The sequence below is a fragment of the Pseudomonas sp. B3(2017) genome (genome assembly GCF_002113595.1).
GTDB classification, from domain to species: domain Bacteria; phylum Pseudomonadota; class Gammaproteobacteria; order Pseudomonadales; family Pseudomonadaceae; genus Aquipseudomonas; species Aquipseudomonas ekonensis.
Genome location: NZ_NEIU01000014.1, coordinates 95,378 through 116,836, shown reverse-complemented (window position 1 = coordinate 116,836; position 21,459 = coordinate 95,378). Strand labels below are relative to the sequence as shown.

The 21,459-nt window shown below is 64.7% G+C and carries 23 protein-coding genes; all 23 read left to right on the top strand.

All coding sequences use genetic code 11. The features are described 5' to 3' along the window. Positions 1 to 116: 116 nt before the first annotated feature. On the top strand, positions 117 to 446 hold the full coding sequence (gene fliE / locus CAG33_RS20170) for a flagellar hook-basal body complex protein FliE (protein ID WP_085577814.1): 330 nt from the start codon (positions 117 to 119) through the stop codon (positions 444 to 446). 15 nt (positions 447 to 461) lie between these two features. Further along, the gene (fliF, locus tag CAG33_RS20165; protein WP_085577813.1) at positions 462 to 2,246 is read left to right on the top strand and encodes a flagellar basal-body MS-ring/collar protein FliF; all 1,785 of its coding nucleotides are present in this window, start codon (positions 462 to 464) and stop codon (positions 2,244 to 2,246) included. Beyond that, positions 2,239 to 3,258, top strand: coding sequence for a flagellar motor switch protein FliG (fliG, locus tag CAG33_RS20160; RefSeq protein ID WP_085577812.1), 1,020 nt, complete (start codon positions 2,239 to 2,241; stop codon positions 3,256 to 3,258). Before fliF ends, fliG begins: the two co-directional genes overlap by 8 nt. A 4-nt stretch (positions 3,259 to 3,262) precedes the next feature. Beyond that, entirely contained in the window at positions 3,263 to 4,066 is an 804-nt protein-coding gene (gene fliH / locus CAG33_RS20155; protein ID WP_085577811.1) for a flagellar assembly protein FliH, read from the top strand. After that, positions 4,056 to 5,414, top strand: coding sequence for a flagellar protein export ATPase FliI (gene fliI / locus CAG33_RS20150; RefSeq protein WP_085577810.1), 1,359 nt, complete (start codon positions 4,056 to 4,058; stop codon positions 5,412 to 5,414). Before fliH ends, fliI begins: the two co-directional genes overlap by 11 nt. A gap of 6 nt (positions 5,415 to 5,420) precedes the next feature. Further along, positions 5,421 to 5,870 carry a flagellar export protein FliJ gene (gene fliJ, locus CAG33_RS20145; protein WP_085577809.1) on the top strand — a complete coding sequence of 150 codons (450 nt, stop codon included), beginning with the start codon at positions 5,421 to 5,423 and terminating at the stop codon, positions 5,868 to 5,870. A gap of 101 nt (positions 5,871 to 5,971) precedes the next feature. After that, positions 5,972 to 6,277 (top strand): STAS domain-containing protein, encoded by a 306-nt coding sequence (locus CAG33_RS20140; protein WP_085577808.1) that lies wholly within the window; start codon positions 5,972 to 5,974, stop codon positions 6,275 to 6,277. Between the two features lie 5 nt (positions 6,278 to 6,282). Beyond that, positions 6,283 to 7,986: a fused response regulator/phosphatase gene (locus CAG33_RS20135; RefSeq protein WP_085577807.1), complete on the top strand. Its 1,704-nt coding sequence runs from the start codon at positions 6,283 to 6,285 to the stop codon at positions 7,984 to 7,986. Positions 7,987 to 8,016: 30 nt separating this feature from the next. Continuing rightward, positions 8,017 to 8,364, top strand: coding sequence for an Hpt domain-containing protein (locus CAG33_RS20130; protein ID WP_085577806.1), 348 nt, complete (start codon positions 8,017 to 8,019; stop codon positions 8,362 to 8,364). A gap of 105 nt (positions 8,365 to 8,469) precedes the next feature. Continuing rightward, a complete protein-coding gene (locus CAG33_RS20125; protein WP_085640284.1) occupies positions 8,470 to 9,831 on the top strand; it encodes a flagellar hook-length control protein FliK in 1,362 nt (453 codons plus the stop codon). A 223-nt stretch (positions 9,832 to 10,054) separates the two neighbouring features. Continuing rightward, positions 10,055 to 10,558, top strand: a complete 504-nt coding sequence (fliL, locus tag CAG33_RS20120; RefSeq protein WP_085577804.1) for a flagellar basal body-associated protein FliL — start codon at positions 10,055 to 10,057, stop codon at positions 10,556 to 10,558. Positions 10,559 to 10,567: 9 nt separating this feature from the next. Further along, positions 10,568 to 11,536, top strand: coding sequence for a flagellar motor switch protein FliM (gene fliM, locus CAG33_RS20115; protein ID WP_085577803.1), 969 nt, complete (start codon positions 10,568 to 10,570; stop codon positions 11,534 to 11,536). Between the two features lie 58 nt (positions 11,537 to 11,594). Beyond that, positions 11,595 to 12,053 carry a flagellar motor switch protein FliN gene (fliN, locus tag CAG33_RS20110; protein ID WP_085577802.1) on the top strand — a complete coding sequence of 153 codons (459 nt, stop codon included), beginning with the start codon at positions 11,595 to 11,597 and terminating at the stop codon, positions 12,051 to 12,053. Then, complete coding sequence (gene fliO, locus CAG33_RS20105; protein WP_085577801.1) at positions 12,054 to 12,506, top strand: flagellar biosynthetic protein FliO; 453 nt, start codon at positions 12,054 to 12,056, stop codon at positions 12,504 to 12,506. After that, the gene (gene fliP, locus CAG33_RS20100; RefSeq protein ID WP_085631148.1) at positions 12,506 to 13,264 is read left to right on the top strand and encodes a flagellar type III secretion system pore protein FliP; all 759 of its coding nucleotides are present in this window, start codon (positions 12,506 to 12,508) and stop codon (positions 13,262 to 13,264) included. The genes fliO and fliP overlap by 1 nt, the downstream gene beginning before the upstream one ends. Next, positions 13,261 to 13,530 (top strand): flagellar biosynthesis protein FliQ, encoded by a 270-nt coding sequence (gene fliQ, locus CAG33_RS20095; protein ID WP_085577799.1) that lies wholly within the window; start codon positions 13,261 to 13,263, stop codon positions 13,528 to 13,530. Before fliP ends, fliQ begins: the two co-directional genes overlap by 4 nt. 3 nt (positions 13,531 to 13,533) lie before the next feature. After that, the gene (gene fliR, locus CAG33_RS20090; protein WP_085640281.1) at positions 13,534 to 14,319 is read left to right on the top strand and encodes a flagellar biosynthetic protein FliR; all 786 of its coding nucleotides are present in this window, start codon (positions 13,534 to 13,536) and stop codon (positions 14,317 to 14,319) included. 3 nt (positions 14,320 to 14,322) lie between these two features. After that, complete coding sequence (flhB, locus tag CAG33_RS20085) at positions 14,323 to 15,462, top strand: flagellar biosynthesis protein FlhB (protein WP_085577797.1); 1,140 nt, start codon at positions 14,323 to 14,325, stop codon at positions 15,460 to 15,462. A 281-nt stretch (positions 15,463 to 15,743) separates the two neighbouring features. After that, positions 15,744 to 17,873, top strand: a complete 2,130-nt coding sequence (gene flhA, locus CAG33_RS20080) for a flagellar biosynthesis protein FlhA (RefSeq protein WP_085640278.1) — start codon at positions 15,744 to 15,746, stop codon at positions 17,871 to 17,873. Positions 17,874 to 17,884: 11 nt separating this feature from the next. After that, positions 17,885 to 19,225, top strand: coding sequence for a flagellar biosynthesis protein FlhF (gene flhF / locus CAG33_RS20075; protein ID WP_085577795.1), 1,341 nt, complete (start codon positions 17,885 to 17,887; stop codon positions 19,223 to 19,225). A gap of 113 nt (positions 19,226 to 19,338) precedes the next feature. Continuing rightward, on the top strand, positions 19,339 to 20,169 hold the full coding sequence (gene fleN / locus CAG33_RS20070; RefSeq protein ID WP_003222917.1) for a flagellar synthesis regulator FleN: 831 nt from the start codon (positions 19,339 to 19,341) through the stop codon (positions 20,167 to 20,169). Continuing rightward, a complete protein-coding gene (fliA, locus tag CAG33_RS20065; protein ID WP_085577794.1) occupies positions 20,166 to 20,906 on the top strand; it encodes an RNA polymerase sigma factor FliA in 741 nt (246 codons plus the stop codon). Before fleN ends, fliA begins: the two co-directional genes overlap by 4 nt. A gap of 169 nt (positions 20,907 to 21,075) precedes the next feature. Beyond that, positions 21,076 to 21,447, top strand: a complete 372-nt coding sequence (locus CAG33_RS20060; RefSeq protein WP_085577793.1) for a chemotaxis response regulator CheY — start codon at positions 21,076 to 21,078, stop codon at positions 21,445 to 21,447. The last annotated feature ends 12 nt before the right edge of the window (positions 21,448 to 21,459 follow it).

The window sequence follows — 21,459 nt, the reverse complement described above, 5'->3', positions numbered from 1 at the left end:
TTGTCTGAAGCAAGGTTTCTGAAGAGGGTGCCCGTGAGCTGGCACCCTTGTTGCTAATACCTGTGTACCCGCCGAGTGAGCGTCAAAAAATTGCGGGCCGCCCAAGAGAGTAGACCATGAGCCAAGGTATTGAATTTAATCGGTTGATGCTGGATATGCGCGCCATGCAAATGGACGCCATGTCTGCGCCGAAATCGACTGCCGCCGTCCCTGAAATGGCGGGCAGCAGCTTTTCCGACATGCTCGGTCAGGCCATCAATAAAGTGAGCGACACCCAGCAGGCCTCGACCCAGTTGGCCAATGCGTTCGAGATCGGCAAGAGCGGCGTCGACCTGACGGACGTGATGATTGCCTCGCAGAAGGCCAGCGTGTCGTTCCAGGCTCTGACCCAGGTGCGCAACAAGCTGGTTCAGGCCTATCAAGACATCATGCAGATGCCGGTTTAAGGACGAGATTGAGTCATGGCAGAAGCAGTCGCCGATAACGTTCCGGCCAAGGCCACCCCGATAGACGGCAAACCGCCGCTGTTCGGCCTGTCCTTCCTGGAAAACCTCTCCGAGATGACCATGCTGCGTCAGGTGGGCCTGTTGGTCGGCCTGGCCGCGAGCGTGGCGATCGGCTTCGCCGTGGTGTTGTGGTCGCAGCAGCCGGACTACCGGCCGCTGTACGGCAGCCTCGCCGGCATGGACGCCAAGCAGGTCATGGACACCCTGGCCTCCGCCGACATTCCCTACACCGTCGAGCCGAACTCCGGCGCCTTGCTGGTCAAGGCCGATGACCTGTCCCGTGCGCGGCTCAAGCTCGCGGCCGCTGGTGTCACTCCCAGCGACGGCAACATCGGTTTCGAGATCCTGGACAAGGAACAGGGTCTGGGCACCAGCCAGTTCATGGAAGCGACCCGCTACCGTCGCGGCCTGGAAGGCGAGCTGGCACGCACCATCTCCAGCCTGAACAACGTCAAGGGCGCACGTGTTCACCTGGCGATCCCGAAAAGCTCCGTGTTCGTGCGCGACGACCGCAAGCCGAGCGCCTCGGTGCTGGTCGAACTGTATTCCGGCCGCTCCCTGGAACCGGGCCAGGTGGTGGCCATCGTCAATCTGGTGGCGACCTCCGTTCCTGAGCTGAGCAAGTCGCAGATCACCGTCGTCGACCAGAAGGGCAACCTGCTGTCGGACCAGGCGGAAAACTCCGAAATGACCATGGCCGGCAAGCAGTTCGACTACAGCCGCCGCATGGAAAGCATGCTCACCCAGCGCGTGCACAACATCCTGCAGCCGGTGCTGGGCAACGACCGCTACAAGGCCGAAGTGTCGGCCGACATCGACTTCAGCGCCGTCGAGTCCACCGCCGAACAGTTCAACCCGGATCAGCCGGCGTTGCGCAGCGAGCAGTCGGTCAACGAACAGCGCACCGCCAGCAACGGCCCGCAAGGCGTGCCGGGTGCCCTGAGCAACCAGCCGCCGTCGCCGGCCTCGGCGCCGCAGACCACCGGCGGCGCCCAAGCGGCCGCCGGCATGGTGCAGCCGGGCCAGCCATTGGTCGACGCCAACGGCCAGCAGATCATGGATCCGGCCACCGGCCAGCCGATGCTCGCACCGTACCCGGCGGACAAGCGTCAGCAATCCACCAAGAACTTCGAGCTCGACCGTTCCATCAGCCACACCAAGCAGCAGCAGGGTCGCTTGAACCGCCTGTCGGTGTCGGTGGTGGTGGACGATCAGGTCAAGGTCAATCCGGCCAACGGCGAAACCACCCGTGCGCCGTGGAGCGCCGACGAATTGGCGCGCTTCACCCGCCTGGTGCAGGACGCCGTCGGCTTCGACGCCAGCCGCGGCGACAGCGTCAGCGTGATCAACATGCCGTTCTCCGCCGATCGCGGTGAAGTGGTCGCCGATATTCCGTTCTACTCGCAACCGTGGTTCTGGGACATCGTCAAGCAAGTGCTGGGCGTGCTGTTCATCCTGGTGCTGGTGTTCGGCGTGCTGCGTCCGGTGCTCAACAACATCACCGGCGGCGGCAAGAGCAAAGAACTGGCGGCCCTGGGCGACGTGGAGCTGGGCGGCATGGGCGGTCTGGACGGCGAGCTGGCCAACGACCGCGTGAGCCTCGGCGGTCCGCAGAGCATTCTGCTGCCGAGCCCGAGCGAAGGCTATGACGCCCAGTTGAACGCAATCAAGAGTCTGGTGGCAGAAGACCCGGGCCGTGTGGCCCAGGTCGTGAAAGAGTGGATTAACGCAGATGAGTGATAACCGAGCCGCCGTCGCCAAACTGTCCCGGGTCGATAAAGCCGCGATCCTGCTGCTGTCCCTGGGCTCCACCGATGCTGCACAAGTGCTGCGCCACATGGGCCCCAAAGAGGTTCAGCGGGTCGGTGTGGCCATGGCCCAGATGGGCAACGTCCACCGTGAGCAGGTCGAGCAGGTGATGAGCGAGTTCGTCGACATCGTCGGCGACCAGACCAGCCTGGGCGTGGGCTCCGACGACTACGTGCGCAAGATGCTCACCCAGGCCCTGGGCGAGGACAAGGCCAACGGCCTGATCGACCGCATCCTGCTGGGCGGCAACACCAGCGGCCTGGACAGCCTCAAGTGGATGGAGCCGCGCGCCGTCGCCGACGTGATCCGTTACGAACACCCGCAGATCCAGGCGATCGTGGTGGCGTACCTGGATCCGGACCAGGCCGGCGAGGTGCTGGGCAACTTCGACCATAAGGTGCGCCTGGACATCATCCTGCGCGTCTCGTCGCTGAACACCGTGCAGCCGGCGGCGCTGAAGGAACTGAACCAGATCCTGGAGAAGCAGTTCTCCGGCAACTCCAACGCTTCGCGCACCACCCTGGGCGGTATCAAGCGTGCGGCGGACATCATGAACTTCCTCGACAGCTCGATCGAAGGCCAGCTCATGGACTCGATCCGCGAGGTCGACGAAGACCTGTCCACGCAGATCGAAGACCTCATGTTCGTGTTCAACAACCTGGCCGACGTCGACGACCGCGGTATCCAGGCGCTGCTGCGCGAAGTGTCTTCCGACGTGCTGGTGCTGGCCCTCAAGGGTTCGGACGAAAGCGTCAAGGAAAAGATCTTCAAGAACATGTCCAAGCGTGCCGCCGAACTGCTGCGCGACGACCTCGAGGCCAAGGGCCCGGTGCGCGTCAGCGACGTGGAGACCGCGCAGAAGGAAATCCTCACCATCGCCCGCCGTATGGCCGAAGCCGGAGAGATCGTGCTCGGCGGCAAGGGCGGCGAGGAAATGATCTAAGCCCATGGACAAGCATGACGACGACGTGACGGATCTGATCCGCGCCCGGGATGTCCGCGGTTTCGATACCTGGGCGCTGCCCAGCTTCGATCCGCCGCCGCCGGAACCGGAGCCGGAGCCGGAGCCTGAACCGCCGGAAATCGAGGAAGTGCCGCTGGAGGAAGTCCAGCCGCTGACCCTGGAAGAGCTCGAAAGCATCCGTCAGGAAGCCTACAACGAGGGCTTCGCCATCGGCGAGAAGGAAGGCTTCCACAGCACGACCCTCAAGGTGCGTCAGGAGGCCGAGGTGGCGTTGGCGGCGAAAGTCGCCAGCCTCGAGCAACTGATGGGCCATCTGTTCGAGCCGATCGCCGAGCAGGACACCCAGATCGAGAAGTCGCTGGTCGACCTCGTGCGGCACATCGCCAAACAGGTGATCCAGCGCGAACTGGCCATCGACTCGACGCAGATCGAGCGCGTCATGCGCGACGCCCTCAAGCTGCTGCCGCTGGGCGTCGGCAATGTGCGGCTGTACGTCAATCCGCAAGATTTCGCCCAGGTCAAAGCGTTGCGCGAGCGCCACGAAGAGACCTGGCGCATCGTCGAGGACGAGACCTTGCTGCCGGGCGGCTGCCGGGTCGAGACCGATCACAGTCGCATCGACGCCAGCATCGAGACCCGCATCGCCCAGGTCATGGACAAACTGTTCGACCAACTGCACGAGCAGGCCCTGCATCCGGCCGCGCCGGACTTGAGCCTGGACCTGCCGGAAGACGCCAAGCCGGCGCCCGCCGCCGAGCCGTCCGCGGACGCCCCCGATGCGCCTTGAACGCACCAGTTTCGCCAAGCGCCTGAGCACCTACGCCGAGGCCACCGAGCTTGCCGGTGCGCCGATCCTCGAAGGGCGCCTGCTGCGCATGGTCGGCCTCACCCTCGAAGCCGAGGGGCTGCGGGCCGCCATGGGCACCCGCTGCATGGTGATCAACGACGACACCTACCATCCGTCCCAGGTCGAAGCCGAAGTCATGGGCTTTTCCGGCAACAAGGTCTTTCTGATGCCGGTCGGCAGCGTGGCCGGCATTGCGCCGGGCGCCCGGGTGGTGCCGCTGGCCGATGCCGGCCGCTTGCCGATGGGCATGAGCATGCTCGGCCGGGTGCTGGACGGCGCCGGCCGCGCGCTGGACGGCAAGGGCGGCATGAAGGCCGAAGACTGGGTGCCGATGGACGGCCCGACGATCAACCCGCTCAACCGCGACCCGATCAGCGTGCCGCTGGACGTGGGCATCCGTTGCATCAACGGAATGCTGACGGTGGGCCGCGGCCAGCGTCTGGGCCTGTTCGCCGGTACCGGCGTCGGTAAGTCGGTGCTGCTGGGCATGATGACCCGCTTCACCGAAGCGGACATCATCGTCGTCGGCCTGATCGGCGAGCGGGGCCGCGAGGTGAAGGAATTCATCGAGCACATCCTCGGCGAAGAAGGCCTCAAGCGTTCGGTGGTGGTGGCGTCCCCGGCGGACGATGCGCCGCTGATGCGCATGCGCGCCGCCATGTATTGCACGCGCATCGCCGAGTATTTCCGCGACAAGGGCAAGAACGTCCTGCTGCTGATGGACTCGCTGACCCGTTTCGCCCAGGCCCAGCGGGAAATCGCCCTGGCCATCGGCGAGCCGCCGGCGACCAAGGGCTATCCGCCGTCGGTGTTCGCCAAGCTGCCGAAGCTGGTGGAGCGCGCCGGCAACGCGGAGAAGGGCGGCGGTTCGATCACGGCGTTCTACACCGTGCTGTCCGAGGGTGACGACCAGCAGGATCCGATCGCCGACTCGGCGCGGGGCGTGCTGGACGGGCATATTGTGCTGTCCCGGCGCCTGGCCGAGGAAGGCCATTACCCGGCCATCGACATCGAAGCCTCGATCAGCCGGGTGATGCCTGCGGTGGTGTCGCCGGAGCACATGACCCGTGCGCAGTACTTCAAGCAACTGTGGTCGCGCTATCAGCAGAGCCGCGACCTGATCAGCGTCGGCGCCTACGTGGCCGGCGGCGACCGCGAGACCGACCTTGCGATTTCGCTGCAGCCGCAAATGGTCAGGTACTTGCGTCAGGGCCTGAACGACAGCATCAGCCTGGGCGAAAGCGAAGCCTACCTCGAAACCCTGTTCGCCCCGGCGGCCGGCGGGTAACCGGTCATGGCCCTGAGTCGAGCCGCGCGCCTGGCGCCGGTGGTGGACATGGCCGAAAAGGCCGAGAAGACCGCCGTGCAGCGCCTGGGCTACTTTCAGGGGCAGGTCAAGGTCGCCGAAAGCAAGCTTGCCGACCTTCAGGCGTTTCGCCTGGACTATTCCGAGCAATGGATCGTGCGGGGCAGCACTGGCGTGACCGGGCAGTGGCTGCTGGGCTTCCAGGGCTTCCTGGCCCAGCTCGACACCGCGGTCGACCAGCAGCGCCAGAGCTTGAACTGGCATCAGAACAACCTGAACAAGGCCCGCGAGACCTGGCAAGAGGCCTTTGCGCGGGTCGAAGGCCTGCGCAAGCTTGTACAGCGCTACCGCGACGAGGCGCAGCGGGCCGAAGACAAGCGCGAGCAGAAGCTCCTGGACGAACTGTCCCAGCGTTTGCCGCGGCACGAGGCCTTTTGACGGGGCGATCGCTGACAGCGGCCGGCGGCATCATGCCTTGCCGCCGCCCCCGGCAAGTGCTAAACCTTGTACAGGTTCGTCAATGACAAGGAAGCCAGCGCATGTCAGTCGTTACAGATCTCTCTCCGGATGGGCAAAAGCTGACGATCTCGATCAAGGGTCGGTTCGATTTCGGTCGCCATCAGGAGTTTCGCGAGTCCTATGAGCGACTCGATAAGAAACCCGATTCCATTGTGGTGGATCTCAAAGAAGCCACGTACCTCGACAGCTCGGCCCTGGGCATGCTGCTGTTGCTGCGCGACCACGCCGGCGGCGATCATTCCGACGTGCGGGTGATCAACAGCAATTCGGACGTGCGCAAGATCCTCGCCATTTCCAATTTCGACAAGTTGTTCGACATCGCTTGACGGCCATGCAGCCGCAGGAGCCGTTGACCATCCTGATCGCCGAGGACAGCGCCGCCGACCGCCTGCTGCTCTCGACCATCGTCCGCCGCCAGGGGCATGAGGTGCTGACCGCCGGCAACGGCGAGGAAGCGCTGGAGGTGTTCCGCCGCGATCATCCGCAACTGGTGCTGATGGACGCGATGATGCCGGTGATGGACGGCTTCGAGGCGGCGCGCCGGATCAAGGCGCTGGCGGGGGAAACCCTGGTGCCGATCATCTTCCTCACGTCGCTCACCGAAAGCGAGGCGCTGGCACGCTGTCTGGATGCCGGTGGCGACGATTTTCTGGCGAAACCCTACAACCCGGTGATCCTCTCCGCCAAAATCAAGGCGATGGATCGCCTGCGACGGCTGCAGGCCACGGTGCTGGAGCAGCGCGACCTGATCGCCCGGCATCACGATTACCTGATCAACGAGCAACGGGTCGCCAAGGCGGTGTTCGACAAGGTCGCCCATTCCGGCTGCCTGAATGCGCCGAACATCCGCTACCTGCAATCTCCCTACGCCCTGTTCAACGGCGACTTGCTGCTGGCGGCGTACACGCCGGCCGGCGACATGCATGTGCTGCTCGGGGATTTCACCGGTCACGGCTTGCCGGCGGCGGTCGGCGCCATGCCGCTGGCTGAGGTGTTCTACGGTATGACCGCCAAGGGCTACGGGCTGGCCGAGACCCTGCGGGAAATGAACGCCAAGCTCAAGCGCATCCTGCCGGTGGACATGTTCTGCTGCGCGACCCTGCTGTGCCTGAGCGCACAGCGCCGTTCGGTGGAGTACTGGAACGGCGGCCTGCCCGACGGCTACCTGCACCGCATCGCCACGGGGGAGCGTACGCCGCTGGCGGCACGGCATCTGCCGTTGGGCGTGCTCAGCCCGCAAGCGTTCGACGACTGCACCGAGGTGCTGCCGATGGCGGTGGGGGACCGGGTGTTCCTGCTCTCCGACGGGGTGATCGACACCTGCGACGCCAACGACCAGTTGTTCGGCGTCGAGCGGCTGCGGCAGGTGTTTGCGGCCAACCGTGAGCCGGACCGGCTCTTCGAGGACATCGAGCAAGCGCTCCAGGCATTCCGTGGCGAGGCCCGGGACGATGTCAGCATGGTCGAGATCAGCCTGCTGGAGGCGGCGCAGGTGCATGCGCCGGTGCCGGTGTACTCCGACAGCGGCCAGTCCTGTCCGCTCGACTGGTCGGCGAGCTTCGAGTTCCGGGGCGCGACGCTCAAACGCTTCAACCCGTTGCCGTACCTGCTGCAACTGCTGCTGGAGGTGCACGGGCTGCGGGCGCAGAGCGGGGCGCTGTACAGTGTGCTGGCCGAGCTGTACTCCAATGCCCTGGAGCACGGCGTCCTGGGGCTCGACTCCAGCCTCAAGCGCGATGCCAGCGGGTTTGCGCGTTACTATGAGCTGCGCAACGCCCGGCTCGACGCCCTGCGGGACGGCCATGTGCGGGTGCATTTCGACGTGGTGCCGCAGGGCTCGGGCGGAACCCTGGTGATCCGGGTCGAGGACAGCGGCAACGGGTTCGACGTGGCGCGGGTGATGGACCGGCCCCCGGACGGGATCCGCCTGTCCGGGCGTGGGGTCAGCCTGGTCCGTCAGCTGACGCGCAGCGCCCATTGGTCGGACGACGGCCGCAGTGTCCGCGTGGAGTTTTCCTGGGAGGCTCTGGCATAATCCGCGCATTCTTGATCAAGGAGTGAACAAGTGGCTGACAAACATGTAGATCGCGACGTACTGAACTCGATGGCCGAAGTCATGGAGGCCAGCTATCCGGAATTGCTGGACATCTTCCTGGCGGATTCCGAGAACCGGCTGCGGGAGCTGCAAAAGACCGTCGACGCCGAAGTGCTGTCGGTTGTGGCCCACAGCTTCAAGGGCAGCAGCAGCAACATGGGCGCGACCCGCCTCGCCGAGCTCTGCAGTGAGCTCGAACAGCAGGCCAAGAACAAGAGCCCTGCCGAAATCAGCAAGCTGGTGGCGGACATCAACAGCGAGTTCGCCGATGTGCGCCCCGTCTACGAAGCCGAACGACAGCGTTCCCTGACCCATTGAGCCTGCCGTCCGGCGCTTTTTCGCCCCTGCGGCTAAAGCTGGCCCGGCACTTGCAGTCATCTCGCTCAACTGTACCTACGATCCCAGTGCAGCGGAGACCGTACCATGCCTGCAACCCCCAACATCCTTCTTCAGGCTGCCGCCCAGGCCAAGGCGCAAGCCGCCTCCGCCAAAGCGCCGGCCCTGGCCGCAGAGCCCGGGGACAAGGCCTCCAGCTTCGCCCAGGTGTTTGCCGACCAGGGGCCGGCAAAGGCTTCGGCCGCCAGCGCCGCGCCGGTGAAACCTGCGCGCGACAGCGGCGCGGACAGCGGCGGCAAAAAGGACGTCGGCAAGGATCAGTCTGCCGCTCCCGAACCTGCGGTTGCCGATAGCGGCAAACCCTTGCCCGCCGACAAGCCGGCTTCCGGCGCGACGGACGAGCGCAGCGCCAGCGACGACGATTCGACGCAAACCCCTCAAACGCCTGTGGCGGATGCGCCGCCGGTGGATCCGACGCTGGATCCGGCCCTGGTCGAGGCGGTGCAGCCGCCCGTGACCGTACCGGTCGAGCCTGCGCCCGTAGTGGAGACGCCCGCACCCGCCAAGGCCGAAACCCCGGCGGTGGCAGCGCTGCCGACGCCGGCCCCGGCGCCGATCGCCGACAGCGGTTTCGACCCGGAAGCCGATCCGCTCGACAACCTGCCGGCCGTGCGCCTGGCGATGGAGCAGAGCGGCCACATTTCCGCGTCCAGCCAGCCCAAGGCTGCGCCGACCCCGGCACAGGCTCAGGCCGACGGCGAATTGACTGCCGCGCAGAACTTCGCCGCCGGCATGGCCAACATGCTCGATGTGCAGGCGGACAAGGACAGCACCAGCCAGGGCGGCGAGAAGGCCTTCAGCGGCCTGCTCGACGAGGGTCTCAAGGATCTGAAATCCGCCAGCAGCGACACCCGCGTCGATGATTTCGCCAACCGTCTGGCGGCGCTGACGCAGGCCGCCACGCCGAAGACCGCCAACGCCTTGCCGGTGAACCAGCCGATCGCCATGCACCAGAGCGGCTGGACCGAGGAAGTGGTGAACCGCGTCATGTACCTGTCGAGCGCCAACCTCAAGGCGGCCGACATCCAGCTGCAGCCGGCCGAGCTCGGCCGCCTCGACATCCGGGTGAACATGGTGCCGGACCAGCAGACCCAGGTGACGTTCATGAGCGCTCACCCGAGCGTGCGCGAAGCGCTGGACGGTCAGATGCACCGCCTGCGCGAGATGTTCACCCAGCAGGGGATGGGCCAGGTCGACGTCAATGTGTCCGACCAGAACCGTGGCTGGCAGGGTCAGGAACAGGCGCAGCAGGGGCAGGGCGGTCGCACCAACGCCGCCGGCGGGCGTCTGGATTCGGCCGAAGAAGAGTTGACGCCGACGACCGTCGCTGAAGCGGCGGCCACGGCCACTCACGTGATCGGCTCCAGCGCCGTCGACTACTACGCCTGACGCAACACCCTGAGACCTGTGGGAGCTGGCTTGCCAGCGGATAGCGGCGGCACATTCAAAACCAATGTGTCAGATAAATCGCCATCGCTGGCAAGCCAGCTCCCACAGGGTTTTGCATCGGCTCGCGATTCCCTCTCGTTCTCCCTTCCGACACTTCTGGCATAACACTTGCTCTTGCCTTGCCGTGCGACTGTGAAAACCCGATTAATGACGGATTATTGGCATGGCGAAGAGCGAAGCAGCAGCTGTAAAAGACCCCGCAACCAAAGGCAAACTCAAGCTGATCATCCTGATCGTGGTGGCGCTGCTGCTGGCGATCGGTGCCTCCGTGGGCGCGACCTGGTACTTCATGCACAGCGCGCAGAGCAAGCCTGCCCCGGCGGCCGAAGCGGCTCCGGCGGGCAAGCAGCCGGCGATCTTCGAGCCGATGGCGCCGGCCTTCGTGGCCAACTACAACCAGAACGGCCGTCAGCGCTACATGCAGGTGAGCATCACCATGCTGGCGCGCAACCAGGCGGACCTGGACGCGCTCAAGGTGCACATGCCGGTGATCCGCAACAACCTGGTGATGCTCTTCTCCGGTCAGGACTTCGCCACCCTGGCGACGCCGGTCGGTCAGGAAATGCTGCGTCAGAAGGCCACCGCCAGCGTGCAGGAAGTGGCGCAGAAGGAACTGGGCAAAGTGGTGATCGAACAGTTGCTTTTCACTAATTTCGTATTGCAGTAGGAACACGACATGGCCGTGCAGGATCTGCTGTCCCAGGATGAGATCGACGCGCTGTTGCATGGCGTCGACGACGGTCTGGTACAGACCGATAACGCCGCCGAGCCTGGCAGCGTCAAAAGCTACGACCTGACCAGCCAGGATCGCATCGTCCGCGGACGCATGCCGACCCTGGAGATGATCAACGAGCGTTTTGCCCGCTACACCCGCATCAGCATGTTCAACATGCTGCGCCGTTCGGCGGACGTTGCCGTGGGCGGCGTGCAGGTGATGAAGTTCGGCGAGTACGTACACTCGCTGTACGTGCCGACCAGCCTCAATCTGGTCAAGATCAAACCGTTGCGCGGCACCGCGCTGTTCATCTTGGATGCCAAGCTGGTGTTCAAGCTGGTGGACAACTTCTTCGGCGGCGACGGCCGTCACGCCAAGATCGAGGGGCGTGAGTTCACCCCCACCGAGTTGCGCGTGGTGCGCATGGTGCTGGAGCAGGCCTTCGTCGACCTGAAGGAGGCCTGGCAGGCGATCATGGAAGTCAACTTCGAGTACATCAACTCGGAAGTGAACCCGGCCATGGCCAACATCGTAGGTCCCAGCGAAGCCATCGTGGTGTCCACGTTCCACATCGAGCTGGACGGCGGCGGCGGCGACCTGCACGTGACCATGCCGTACTCGATGATCGAACCGGTGCGCGAGATGCTCGACGCCGGCTTCCAGTCGGACCTGGACGACCAGGACGAGCGCTGGGTCAACGCCCTGCGTCAGGACGTGCTCGACGTGGCGGTGCCGATCGGCGCCACCGTCGCCCGCCGCCAGCTGAAGCTGCGCGACATCCTGCACATGCAGCCGGGCGACGTGATTCCGGTCGAGATGCCGGAAGACATGATCATGCGCGCCAACGGCGTGCCGGCCTTCAAGGTCAAGATGGGCTCGCACAAGGGCAACCTCGCGTTGCAAGTGATCGAGCCGATCGAGCGGCGTTGAGCCGCGCCTCCACTCCCTTTTGGTTTTTACCGGTTTTTTTGCCCGCCGAGGACAAATGATGAACGACGATATGAACACCCAGGACGACCAGGCGCTGGCCGACGAGTGGGCTGCGGCCCTGGAAGAGACCGGCGAGGGCGGCCAGGCCGACATCGACGCGCTGCTGGCGGCCGACGCCGGTGTGTCCAGCTCCAACCGTGTGCCGATGGAAGAGTTCGGCAGCCACCCGAAGAACAATGAGCCGGTGTCGCTGGACGGCCCCAACCTGGACGTGATCCTCGACATCCCGGTGTCGATCTCGATGGAAGTGGGCAGCACCGACATCAACATCCGCAACCTGCTGCAGCTCAACCAAGGCTCGGTGATCGAACTGGACCGTCTGGCCGGCGAGCCGCTGGACGTGCTGGTCAACGGCACCCTGATCGCCCACGGCGAGGTGGTGGTGGTCAACGAAAAGTTCGGCATCCGCCTGACCGACGTGATCAGCCCAAGCGAACGCATCAAGAAGCTGCGCTGAGTGAACAAGGCGCTCGGTTTCTTGTTGGCAATGGCGTTGCCGGTCGCGGCGCTGGCGGTCGAGCCGGCGGCGACTGCCGCCACGGCGGCCGCGCCTGCGGTCAGCGGCGGCGTCGCCGGCCAGCTGACGCAACTGGTGCTCGGCCTGCTGCTGGTGCTCGGCCTGATCTTCTTTCTCGCCTGGCTGCTGCGCCGGGTGCAGCAGGCCGGTCCCGCCGGCAAGGGTCAGGTGATCGAGCTGATCGGCTCCCGCGCGCTCGGCCCCCGCGACCGTCTGGTGCTGGTGCAGGTCGGCAACGAGCAGATCCTGCTTGGCCTGAGCCCCGGCACCATCACCGCGCTGCATGTGCTCAAGGAGCCGGTCGACGTGCCGGCCGCCGCCGAAAAGGCCACTCCGGAGTTTGCCCAGCATCTGTTGAAGGTGCTCGGCAAGGATCAGAAGGATAAGAAGTAATGGGTGCGTTGCGCATCGTCTTGACCCTGGCCCTGATGCTGGCCGCGCCGCTGGCGTTCGCCGCCGATCCGCTGTCGATCCCGGCGATCACGCTGGGCACCAACGCCGAGGGCGCGCAGGAGTATTCGGTCAGCCTGCAGATCCTGCTGATCATGACGGCGCTGAGCTTCATTCCGGCGTTCGTCATCCTGATGACCAGCTTCACCCGGATCATCATCGTCTTCTCGATCCTGCGTCAGGCCCTGGGCCTGCAGCAGACGCCGTCGAACCAGATCCTCACCGGCATGGCGCTGTTCCTGACCCTGTTCATCATGGCGCCGGTGTTCGACCGGGTGAACAACGACGCGCTGCAGCCTTACCTGGCGGAGAAGTTGACCGCCCAGCAGGCGGTGGAAAAGGCCCAGGTGCCGATCAAGGACTTCATGCTGGCCCAGACCCGCTCCACGGACCTTGAGCTGTTCATGCGCCTGTCCAAGCGCACCGACATCGCGACGCCGGAGCAGGCGCCGCTGACGATCCTGGTGCCGGCCTTCGTGACGTCCGAGCTCAAGACCGCGTTCCAGATCGGCTTCATGATCTTCATCCCGTTCCTGATCATCGACCTGGTGGTCGCGAGCGTGCTGATGGCGATGGGCATGATGATGCTGTCGCCGCTGATCATTTCCCTGCCGTTCAAAATCATGCTGTTCGTGCTGGTCGATGGCTGGGCGCTGATCATCGGCACCCTGGCCAGCAGTTTCGGAGGTGTATCGCCATGACGCCTGAAGTTGCGGTCGACATCTTTCGCGAGGCCCTGTGGCTGACCACCATGATGGTCGCGATCCTGGTGGTGCCGAGCCTGCTGGTGGGGCTTCTGGTGTCGATGTTCCAGGCGGCGACGCAGATCAACGAACAGACGCTCAGCTTCCTGCCGCGCCTGCTGGTGATGTTGGTCACCCTGATCGTCGCCGGGCCTTGGCTGGTGCAGACGTTCATGGAATACATCACTCAGCTGTACAAAAACATTCCGCTGGTCATCGGCTGAGCCATGTCGTCGCTGCTTCAGTTGACGGACACCCAGATCAGCACCTGGGTGGCGACGTTCATGCTGCCGCTGTTTCGCATCGGTTCGATGCTGATGGTGATGCCGGTGTTCGGCACCACCCTCGTGCCCAGGCGCATCCGTCTCTACCTGGCGTTGGCGATCACCGTGGTGATCTCGCCGAACCTGCCGCCGATGCCGGCGGTCAGCCCGCTGGACCTTGGCGGTCTGCTGATGATCGCCGAGCAGATCCTGGTCGGTGCGGTGCTGGGCTTCTCCCTGCAATTGTTCTTTCAGGCGTTCGTGGTGGCGGGGCAGATCGTCGCCATTCAGATGGGCATGGGCTTCGCCTCGATGATCGATCCCACCAACGGCGTGTCGGTGGCGGTGATCGGGCAGTTCTTCACCATGCTGGTGACATTGCTGTTCCTGGCGATGAACGGCCACCTGGTGGTGTTCGAGGTCCTGACGGAAAGTTTCACCACGCTGCCGGTCGGCGGCGGCCTGATGACCGCCCACTACTGGGAGCTGGCCGGCAAGCTCGGCTGGGTGCTCGGGGCGGCGCTGCTGCTGGTGCTGCCGGCGGTCACGGCGCTGTTGGTGGTCAACATCGCGTTCGGCATCATGACCCGGGCGGCGCCGCAGCTGAACATCTTCTCCATCGGCTTTCCGCTGATCCTGGTGCTCGGCCTGTTCATCGTCTGGGTGGGCCTTGCGGACATTCTCAATCAGTATCAACCGCTGGCCGTCGAGTCCTTGCAGTTGCTGCGCGAACTGGCACGGGCACGCTGAGCCATGGCTGAGAGCGAGAGCGGTCAGGACAAGACAGAAGACCCCACGGAGAAACGCAAGAAGGATTCCCGTGAGAAGGGTGAGATCGCGCGCTCCAAGGAGCTCAACACCCTGGCGATCATGCTCGCCGGCTCCGCCGCGCTGCTGATCTTCGGCGGCATGTTGGCCGAGGACTTGATGGAACTGATGCGGGTGAACTTCACGCTCTCGCGGGAAGTGATCATGGATCAGGGTTCCATGGGTCGGTTCCTGATGAGTTCGGGGCTGATGGCCCTGCTGGCGATCCAGCCGATCATGATCACCTTGCTGCTCGCCGCGCTGCTGGGGCCGATCGCGCTCGGCGGCTGGCTGTTCGCCGCCGGCTCCATGGCGCCCAAGTTCAGCCGGATGAATCCGCTGTCCGGGATCAAGCGCATGTTCTCGGCCAAGTCGGTGGTCGAGCTGCTCAAGGCGCTGGCCAAGTTCCTGATCACCCTGGCGGTGGCGTTGGTGGTGCTGTCCGGCGATGTCGACGACCTGTTGCGCATCGCTCACGAGCCGCTCGAGAAGGCGATCATCCATAGCGTGCTGCTGGTGGGCTGGAGCACCTTGTGGATGGCCTGCGGGCTGATCGTCATTGCGGCGGTCGACGTGCCGGTGCAGATCTGGGAGAGCATCAAGAAGCTCAAGATGACCAAGCAGGAAGTGCGCGACGAGCACAAGGACCAGGAGGGTCGGCCGGAGGTCAAGCAGCGCATCCGCCAGGTGCAGCGCGAGATGTCCCAGCGGCGGATGATGGCGGCCATTCCCCAGGCCGACGTGGTCATCACCAACCCGACCCACTACGCCGTGGCGCTCAAGTACGACGCCGACAAGGGCGGCGCGCCGGTGCTGCTGGCCAAGGGGACTGACTTCCTGGCGTTGAAGATCCGCGAGATCGCCACGGCCAACGAGATCATGCTGCTCGAATCGCCGGCCCTGGCGCGTTCGATCTACCACTCCACCGAACTGGAAGAAGAAATCCCGGGTGGGTTGTACCTGGCGGTCGCCCAGGTGCTGGCCTACGTCTACCAGATTCGCCAGTACCGCGCCGGCAAGGGCAAGCCGCCGGAGCCGCTCAAGGACGACCTGCCGATTCCGCCGGACCTGCGGCGCGATTCCTGAGCCGGCTCTGCGGCGCCTTGACGGGCGCCATCGCCAGCGGGCTGGCGCCCGCGATGGGTGTTCCCCGCAGGACCTTGTGGGAGCGAGCCTGCTCGCGATGGCGGTGGCGTGTTCGGCCTCCGGGTGTCAGGCGGATCGCCATAGGCCGCGGGGCATGCGGAAAATCACCTGATAAACCCTTCTGTTTCAGTCCCGTGCAAAAGTTGGAAGGCTTCTTGCAGTAGCCGCCGTGCGCCCGCTTCGGGCGTCAAAAGTTTGCTTGAAAGGAACGGGGAAAACCGGTGGATCGCTCTCAGTTAATCAACAGTGCCCGCAGCAACCTGTCGGAGCTCAGCCGGGGCAATCTGGGTGTGCCGCTGTTGCTGCTGGTCATGTTGGCGATGATGATGTTGCCGGTGCCGCCGTTCCTGCTGGACGTGTTCTTCACCTTCAACATCGCCCTGTCCATCGTCGTGCTGCTGGTGTGCGTGTACGCCTTGCGGCCGCTGGATTTCGCCGTGTTCCCGACGATCCTGCTGGTGGCGACGCTGCTGCGCCTGGCGCTGAACGTGGCGTCGACTCGGGTGGTGATGCTCCACGGCCAGGACGGCCATGCCGCCGCCGGCAAGGTGATCCAGGCCTTCGGCGAGGTGGTGATCGGCGGCAACTACGTGGTCGGCATCGTGGTGTTCGCCATCTTGATGATCATCAACTTCGTCGTGGTGACCAAGGGTGCCGGGCGGATCTCCGAGGTGAGCGCGCGTTTCACCCTCGATGCGATGCCCGGCAAGCAGATGGCGATCGACGCCGACCTCAACGCCGGCCTGATCGACCAGGCCCAGGCCAAGGCCCGCCGGGCGGAAGTGGCCCAGGAGGCGGAGTTCTACGGTTCGATGGACGGTGCCAGCAAGTTCGTGCGCGGCGACGCCATCGCCGGCCTGCTGATCCTGTTCATCAACCTGATCGGCGGCATGGCCGTCGGCATCTTCCAGCACAACATGACCTTCGCCGACGCCGGCAAGGTGTACGCCTTGCTGACCATCGGTGACGGTTTGGTGGCGCAATTGCCATCACTGCTGCTGTCCACCGCCGCTGCGATCATGGTGACCCGTGCCTCGGGCTCCGAAGACATGGGCAAGCAGATCAACCGCCAGATGTTCGCCTCGCCCAAGGCGCTGGCCGTCGCGGCCGGCCTGATGGCCATCATGGGCCTGGTGCCGGGCATGCCGCACTTCTCCTTCCTGACCATGGCGGCCCTGGCGGCCGGCGGCGCCTACCTGTTCTGGAAGAAGCAGAACGTGGCCAAGGTGCAGGCGCTGGAAGAGGTCAAGCGTCAGCAGGAGCTGCTGCCGTCGCCGGCCCGCGCCATGGAGACCAAGGAACTGGGCTGGGACGACGTGACGCCGATCGACATGATCGGCCTGGAAGTCGGCTACCGCCTGATCCCGCTGGTGGACCGCAACCAGGGCGGGCAACTGCTGGCGCGGATCAAGGGCGTGCGCAAGAAGCTTTCCCAGGACCTGGGCTTCCTGATGCCCACCGTGCACATCCGCGACAACCTCGACCTGGCGCCGAGCGCCTACCGCCTGACCCTGATGGGCGTGATCCTCGCCGAGGCGGAGATCTACCCGGAGCGCGAACTGGCGATCAACCCGGGCCAGGTCTACGGCTCGCTCAACGGCATCACCGCCAAAGATCCGGCTTTCGGCCTTGAGGCGGTGTGGATCGAAGTCAGCCAGCGCGCCCAGGCGCAATCGCTCGGCTACACCGTGGTCGACGCCAGCACCGTGGTGGCGACCCACCTGAACCAGATTCTGTACAAGCACTCCAGCGAGCTGATCGGCCACGAGGAAGTGCAGCAACTGATGACCCTGCTGGCCAAGAGCTCGCCGAAACTGGCCGAAGAGCTGGTGCCGGGGGTCGTCACCCTGTCGCAGCTGCTCAAGGTGCTGCAGGCGCTGCTGGCCGAACACGTGCCGGTGCGCGACATCCGCAGCATCGCCGAAGCGATCGCCAACAACGCCGCCAAGAGTCAAGATACCGCCGCGCTGGTGGCGGCCGTGCGGGTCGGCGTATCCCGCGCCATCGTCCAAAGCATTGTAGGCACTGAGTCCGAGCTGCCTGTGATCACCTTGGAACCAAGGTTGGAACAAATTTTGCTCAATAGTCTGCAAAAGGCAGGACAAGGCTCGGAAGAGGGCGTTCTGCTGGAGCCGAGCATGGCCGAGAAGCTGCAGCGCTCGCTGATCGAAGCGGCCCAGCGTCAGGAAATGCAAGGCCAACCGGTGATCCTGCTGGTGGCAGGCCCGGTTCGCGCGATGCTCTCGCGCTTCGGTCGCCTGGCAGTTCCCGGACTGCATGTGCTGGCCTACCAGGAAATTCCGGACAACAAGCAAGTGACCATCGTTGCGACAGTAGGGCCCAACGGCTGAGGTAGTGGTTTATGCAAGTTAAGCGTTTTTTCGCCGCCGATATGCGTCAGGCCATGAAGCTGGTTCGTGATGAGCTGGGCGCTGATGCCGCCATCATTGGCAACCGCCGCATCGCCGGCGGTGTCGAGCTGACTGCGGCGCTGGATTACAAACTGTCGGCGCTGGCCCCGCGCGTGCCGAACATGGAGCTCGAAGACGAGCTGCGCAAGACCCAGTCGCGCATCGTCACCGCCCAGGCCGAGCTGAGCCTGCGCGGCGAAGCCGACGGCAACACCAACCGTCAGCTGTTCGCCGGGCTGCCGTTGACCGCGGGCCTGCCGCTGACCGCCGCCGAACCGCTGTCGGAACCGACCTACGCCGCGCCGGCCCGTCCCGCACCGGCGCCTGCGCCGGCCCCGGCCGGTGTCGATCCGCGCGCCCTCGACTCGATGCGTTCGGAGCTCAACAGCCTGCGCGAGCTGATGGAAGTCCAGCTCGGCACCCTGGCGTGGAACCAGTTGCAGGGCAACCGTCCAGCCCAGGCCAACCTGTACCGCCGACTGCAGCGCATCGGCCTGTCGGGCCCGCTGTCGCGCGACCTGCTGGCGATGATCAGCGACGTCGAGGAGCCGCGTCAGGCATGGCGCATGCTGCTGGCGCACCTGGCCCGGATGATCGGCGTGCCGGAGGTCGAGCCGCTGGAAGAGGGCGGGGTGATCGCCATGGTCGGCCCGGCCGGCATGGGCAAGACCACCACCCTGGCCAAGCTCGCGGCGCGTTACGTGCTCAAGTACGGCGCGCAGAACATCGCGCTGGTGAGCATGGACAGTTTCCGCATCGGCGCCCAGGAACAGCTCAAGACCCTGGGCCGGATCCTCAATGTGTCGGTGACCCACGTCGATCCGGGCCAGTCCCTGGTGCAGGCGCTGGATCCGCTGCTGCGCAAGCGCGTGGTGCTGATCGACACCGCCGGCCTTCAGGCCAGCGATCCGGCGCTGCGCATGCAGCTGGAAAGCCTGGCCGGCCGCGGCATCCGCTCCAAGAACTATCTGGTTCTGGCCACCACCAGCCAGAAACAGGTGCTGACCGCCGCTTATCACAGTTACAAGCGTTGCGGGCTCGCCGGTTGCATCCTGACTAAACTGGATGAGACGGCCAGTCTTGGCGAAGTGCTGAGCCTGGCGATCAGCCACGAACTGCCGGTCGCCTACCTGACCGACGGCCCACGGATCCCGGATGACCTGCATCTGCCGCGCCGTCACCAACTGGTCAGCCGCGCCGTCAGCGTGCAAATGCAGGAAGAACCCAGCGAAGAAGCCATGGCTGACATGTTCGCTGATATCTACCACAGCCCGACCAAGCAGGTCGGCTGAGGTAATGAACAGTTTTTGTACCTACATCGATGGCCTGCCACGCATTGTTCCGGTTGTGAACGCGCAGCCAGTAATGTGGCCTCCGTCTATGCAAGACAAGGTAAAGAAATAACATGGGCAGCATGCATCCCGTACAGGTGATCGCGGTGACCGGCGGCAAAGGTGGCGTCGGCAAGACTAACGTGTCAGTGAACTTGTCCCTGGCGCTGGCAGAGCTTGGCCGTCGGGTCATGCTGCTGGACGCCGACCTGGGTCTGGCGAACGTCGACGTTCTGCTGGGCCTCACACCCAAACGCACCCTGGCCGACGTGATCGAAGGCCGCTGCGAGCTGCGCGACGTGCTGCTGCAGGGCCCGGGCGGGATCCGCATCGTGCCGGCCGCCTCGGGCACCCAGAGCATGGTGCACCTGAGCCCGGCCCAGCATGCCGGCCTGATCCAGGCGTTCAGCGACATCGGCGACAATCTCGATGTGCTGGTGATCGACACCGCTGCGGGTATCGGTGACTCGGTGGTCAGTTTCGTGCGCGCCGCCCAGGAAGTGCTGCTGGTGGTCTGCGACGAGCCGACCTCCATCACCGACGCCTACGCGCTGATCAAGCTGCTCAACCGCGATTACGGCATGAACCGCTTCCGCGTGCTGGCGAACATGGCCCAGAGCCCGCAGGAAGGGCGCAACCTGTTCGCCAAGTTGACCAAGGTCACGGATCGCTTCCTGGACGTCGCCCTACAATACGTCGGCGCGGTGCCTTACGACGAAAGCGTGCGCAAGGCGGTGCAGAAGCAGCGTGCGGTCTATGAAGCCTTTCCGCGTTCCAAGTGCGCCCTGGCCTTCAAGGCGATCGCTCAAAAGGTCGACACCTGGCCGCTGCCCGCCAACCCGCGCGGTCACCTCGAGTTTTTCGTCGAGCGCCTCGTGCAGCAAACGGCAGGGCCTGTGCTATGACCGCCAGCGGTATGAACCTGTACAAGAAGTCGGCGCGTGATGCGCAGTACGAACTGATCGAGCGTTATGCGCCGCTGGTCAAGCGCATCGCCTACCACTTGCTGGCGCGGCTGCCGGCCAGCGTGCAGGTCGAAGACCTGATCCAGGCCGGGATGATCGGCCTGCTCGAAGTCTCGAACAAATACGACGCCAGCAAGGGCGCCAGTTTCGAGACCTACGCGGGCATCCGGATCCGCGGCGCGATGCTTGATGAAGTGCGCAAAGGGGACTGGGCACCGCGCTCGGTTCACCGCAATACCCGCATGGTCAGCGACGCGATTCGCGCGATTGAAGCTAAAACCGGCCGTGACGCTAAAGATCACGAGGTTGCGGCCGAACTCCAATTGAGTCTCGACGATTACTACGGGATTTTGAACGACACCCTGGGCAGCCGGCTGTTCAGTTTCGACGACCTGCTGCAGGACGGCGAACACGAAGGGCTGCATGAGGATGGCGCCAGTGCTCATCTTGAGCCGTCGCGCGATCTGGAAGACGAACGCTTCCAGGCAGCGCTGGCGGACGCGATTGCCAATTTGCCGGAGCGCGAGCGACTGGTGTTGGCGCTGTACTACGACGAGGAACTGAACCTCAAGGAAATCGGTGAGGTCCTTGGCGTCAGCGAATCGCGGGTCAGCCAGTTGCACAGCCAGTGCGCGGCCCGTTTGCGGGGGCGTTTGGGGGAGTGGCGAGCGCGCTGAAGGCAGTGTGGGGACACTGCGAACGAGGCTGGTGCGGTGGTGAGCGGCACCGGTCTCGATCCGTTGTGCTCCAGACAGTCATCGAGAGTGCCTTGCCGGATTGAATGAAATGGCGCGTCCCGTTGCCGGGCGCGTTTAAGACTGCTTGGAGGTCGAATTGAACAAAGACATGAAAATCCTCATCGTTGACGATTTCTCAACGATGCGGCGGATCATCAAGAACCTGCTGCGTGACCTGGGGTTCACCAACACCGCCGAGGCCGACGACGGCAACACCGCGTTGCCGATGCTGGAAAGCGGGCACTTCGATTTTCTGGTCACCGACTGGAACATGCCCGGCATGACCGGCATCGACTTGCTGCGCAAGGTGCGCGCCGACGAGCGCCTCAAGCACCTGCCGGTCCTGATGGTGACGGCGGAAGCCAAGCGTGAGCAGATCATCGAAGCGGCCCAGGCCGGCGTCAACGGCTACGTGGTCAAACCATTCACGGCCCAGGCGCTGAAAGAAAAGATCGAGAAGATTTTCGAACGCATCGGCTGATGAACGCGCGGG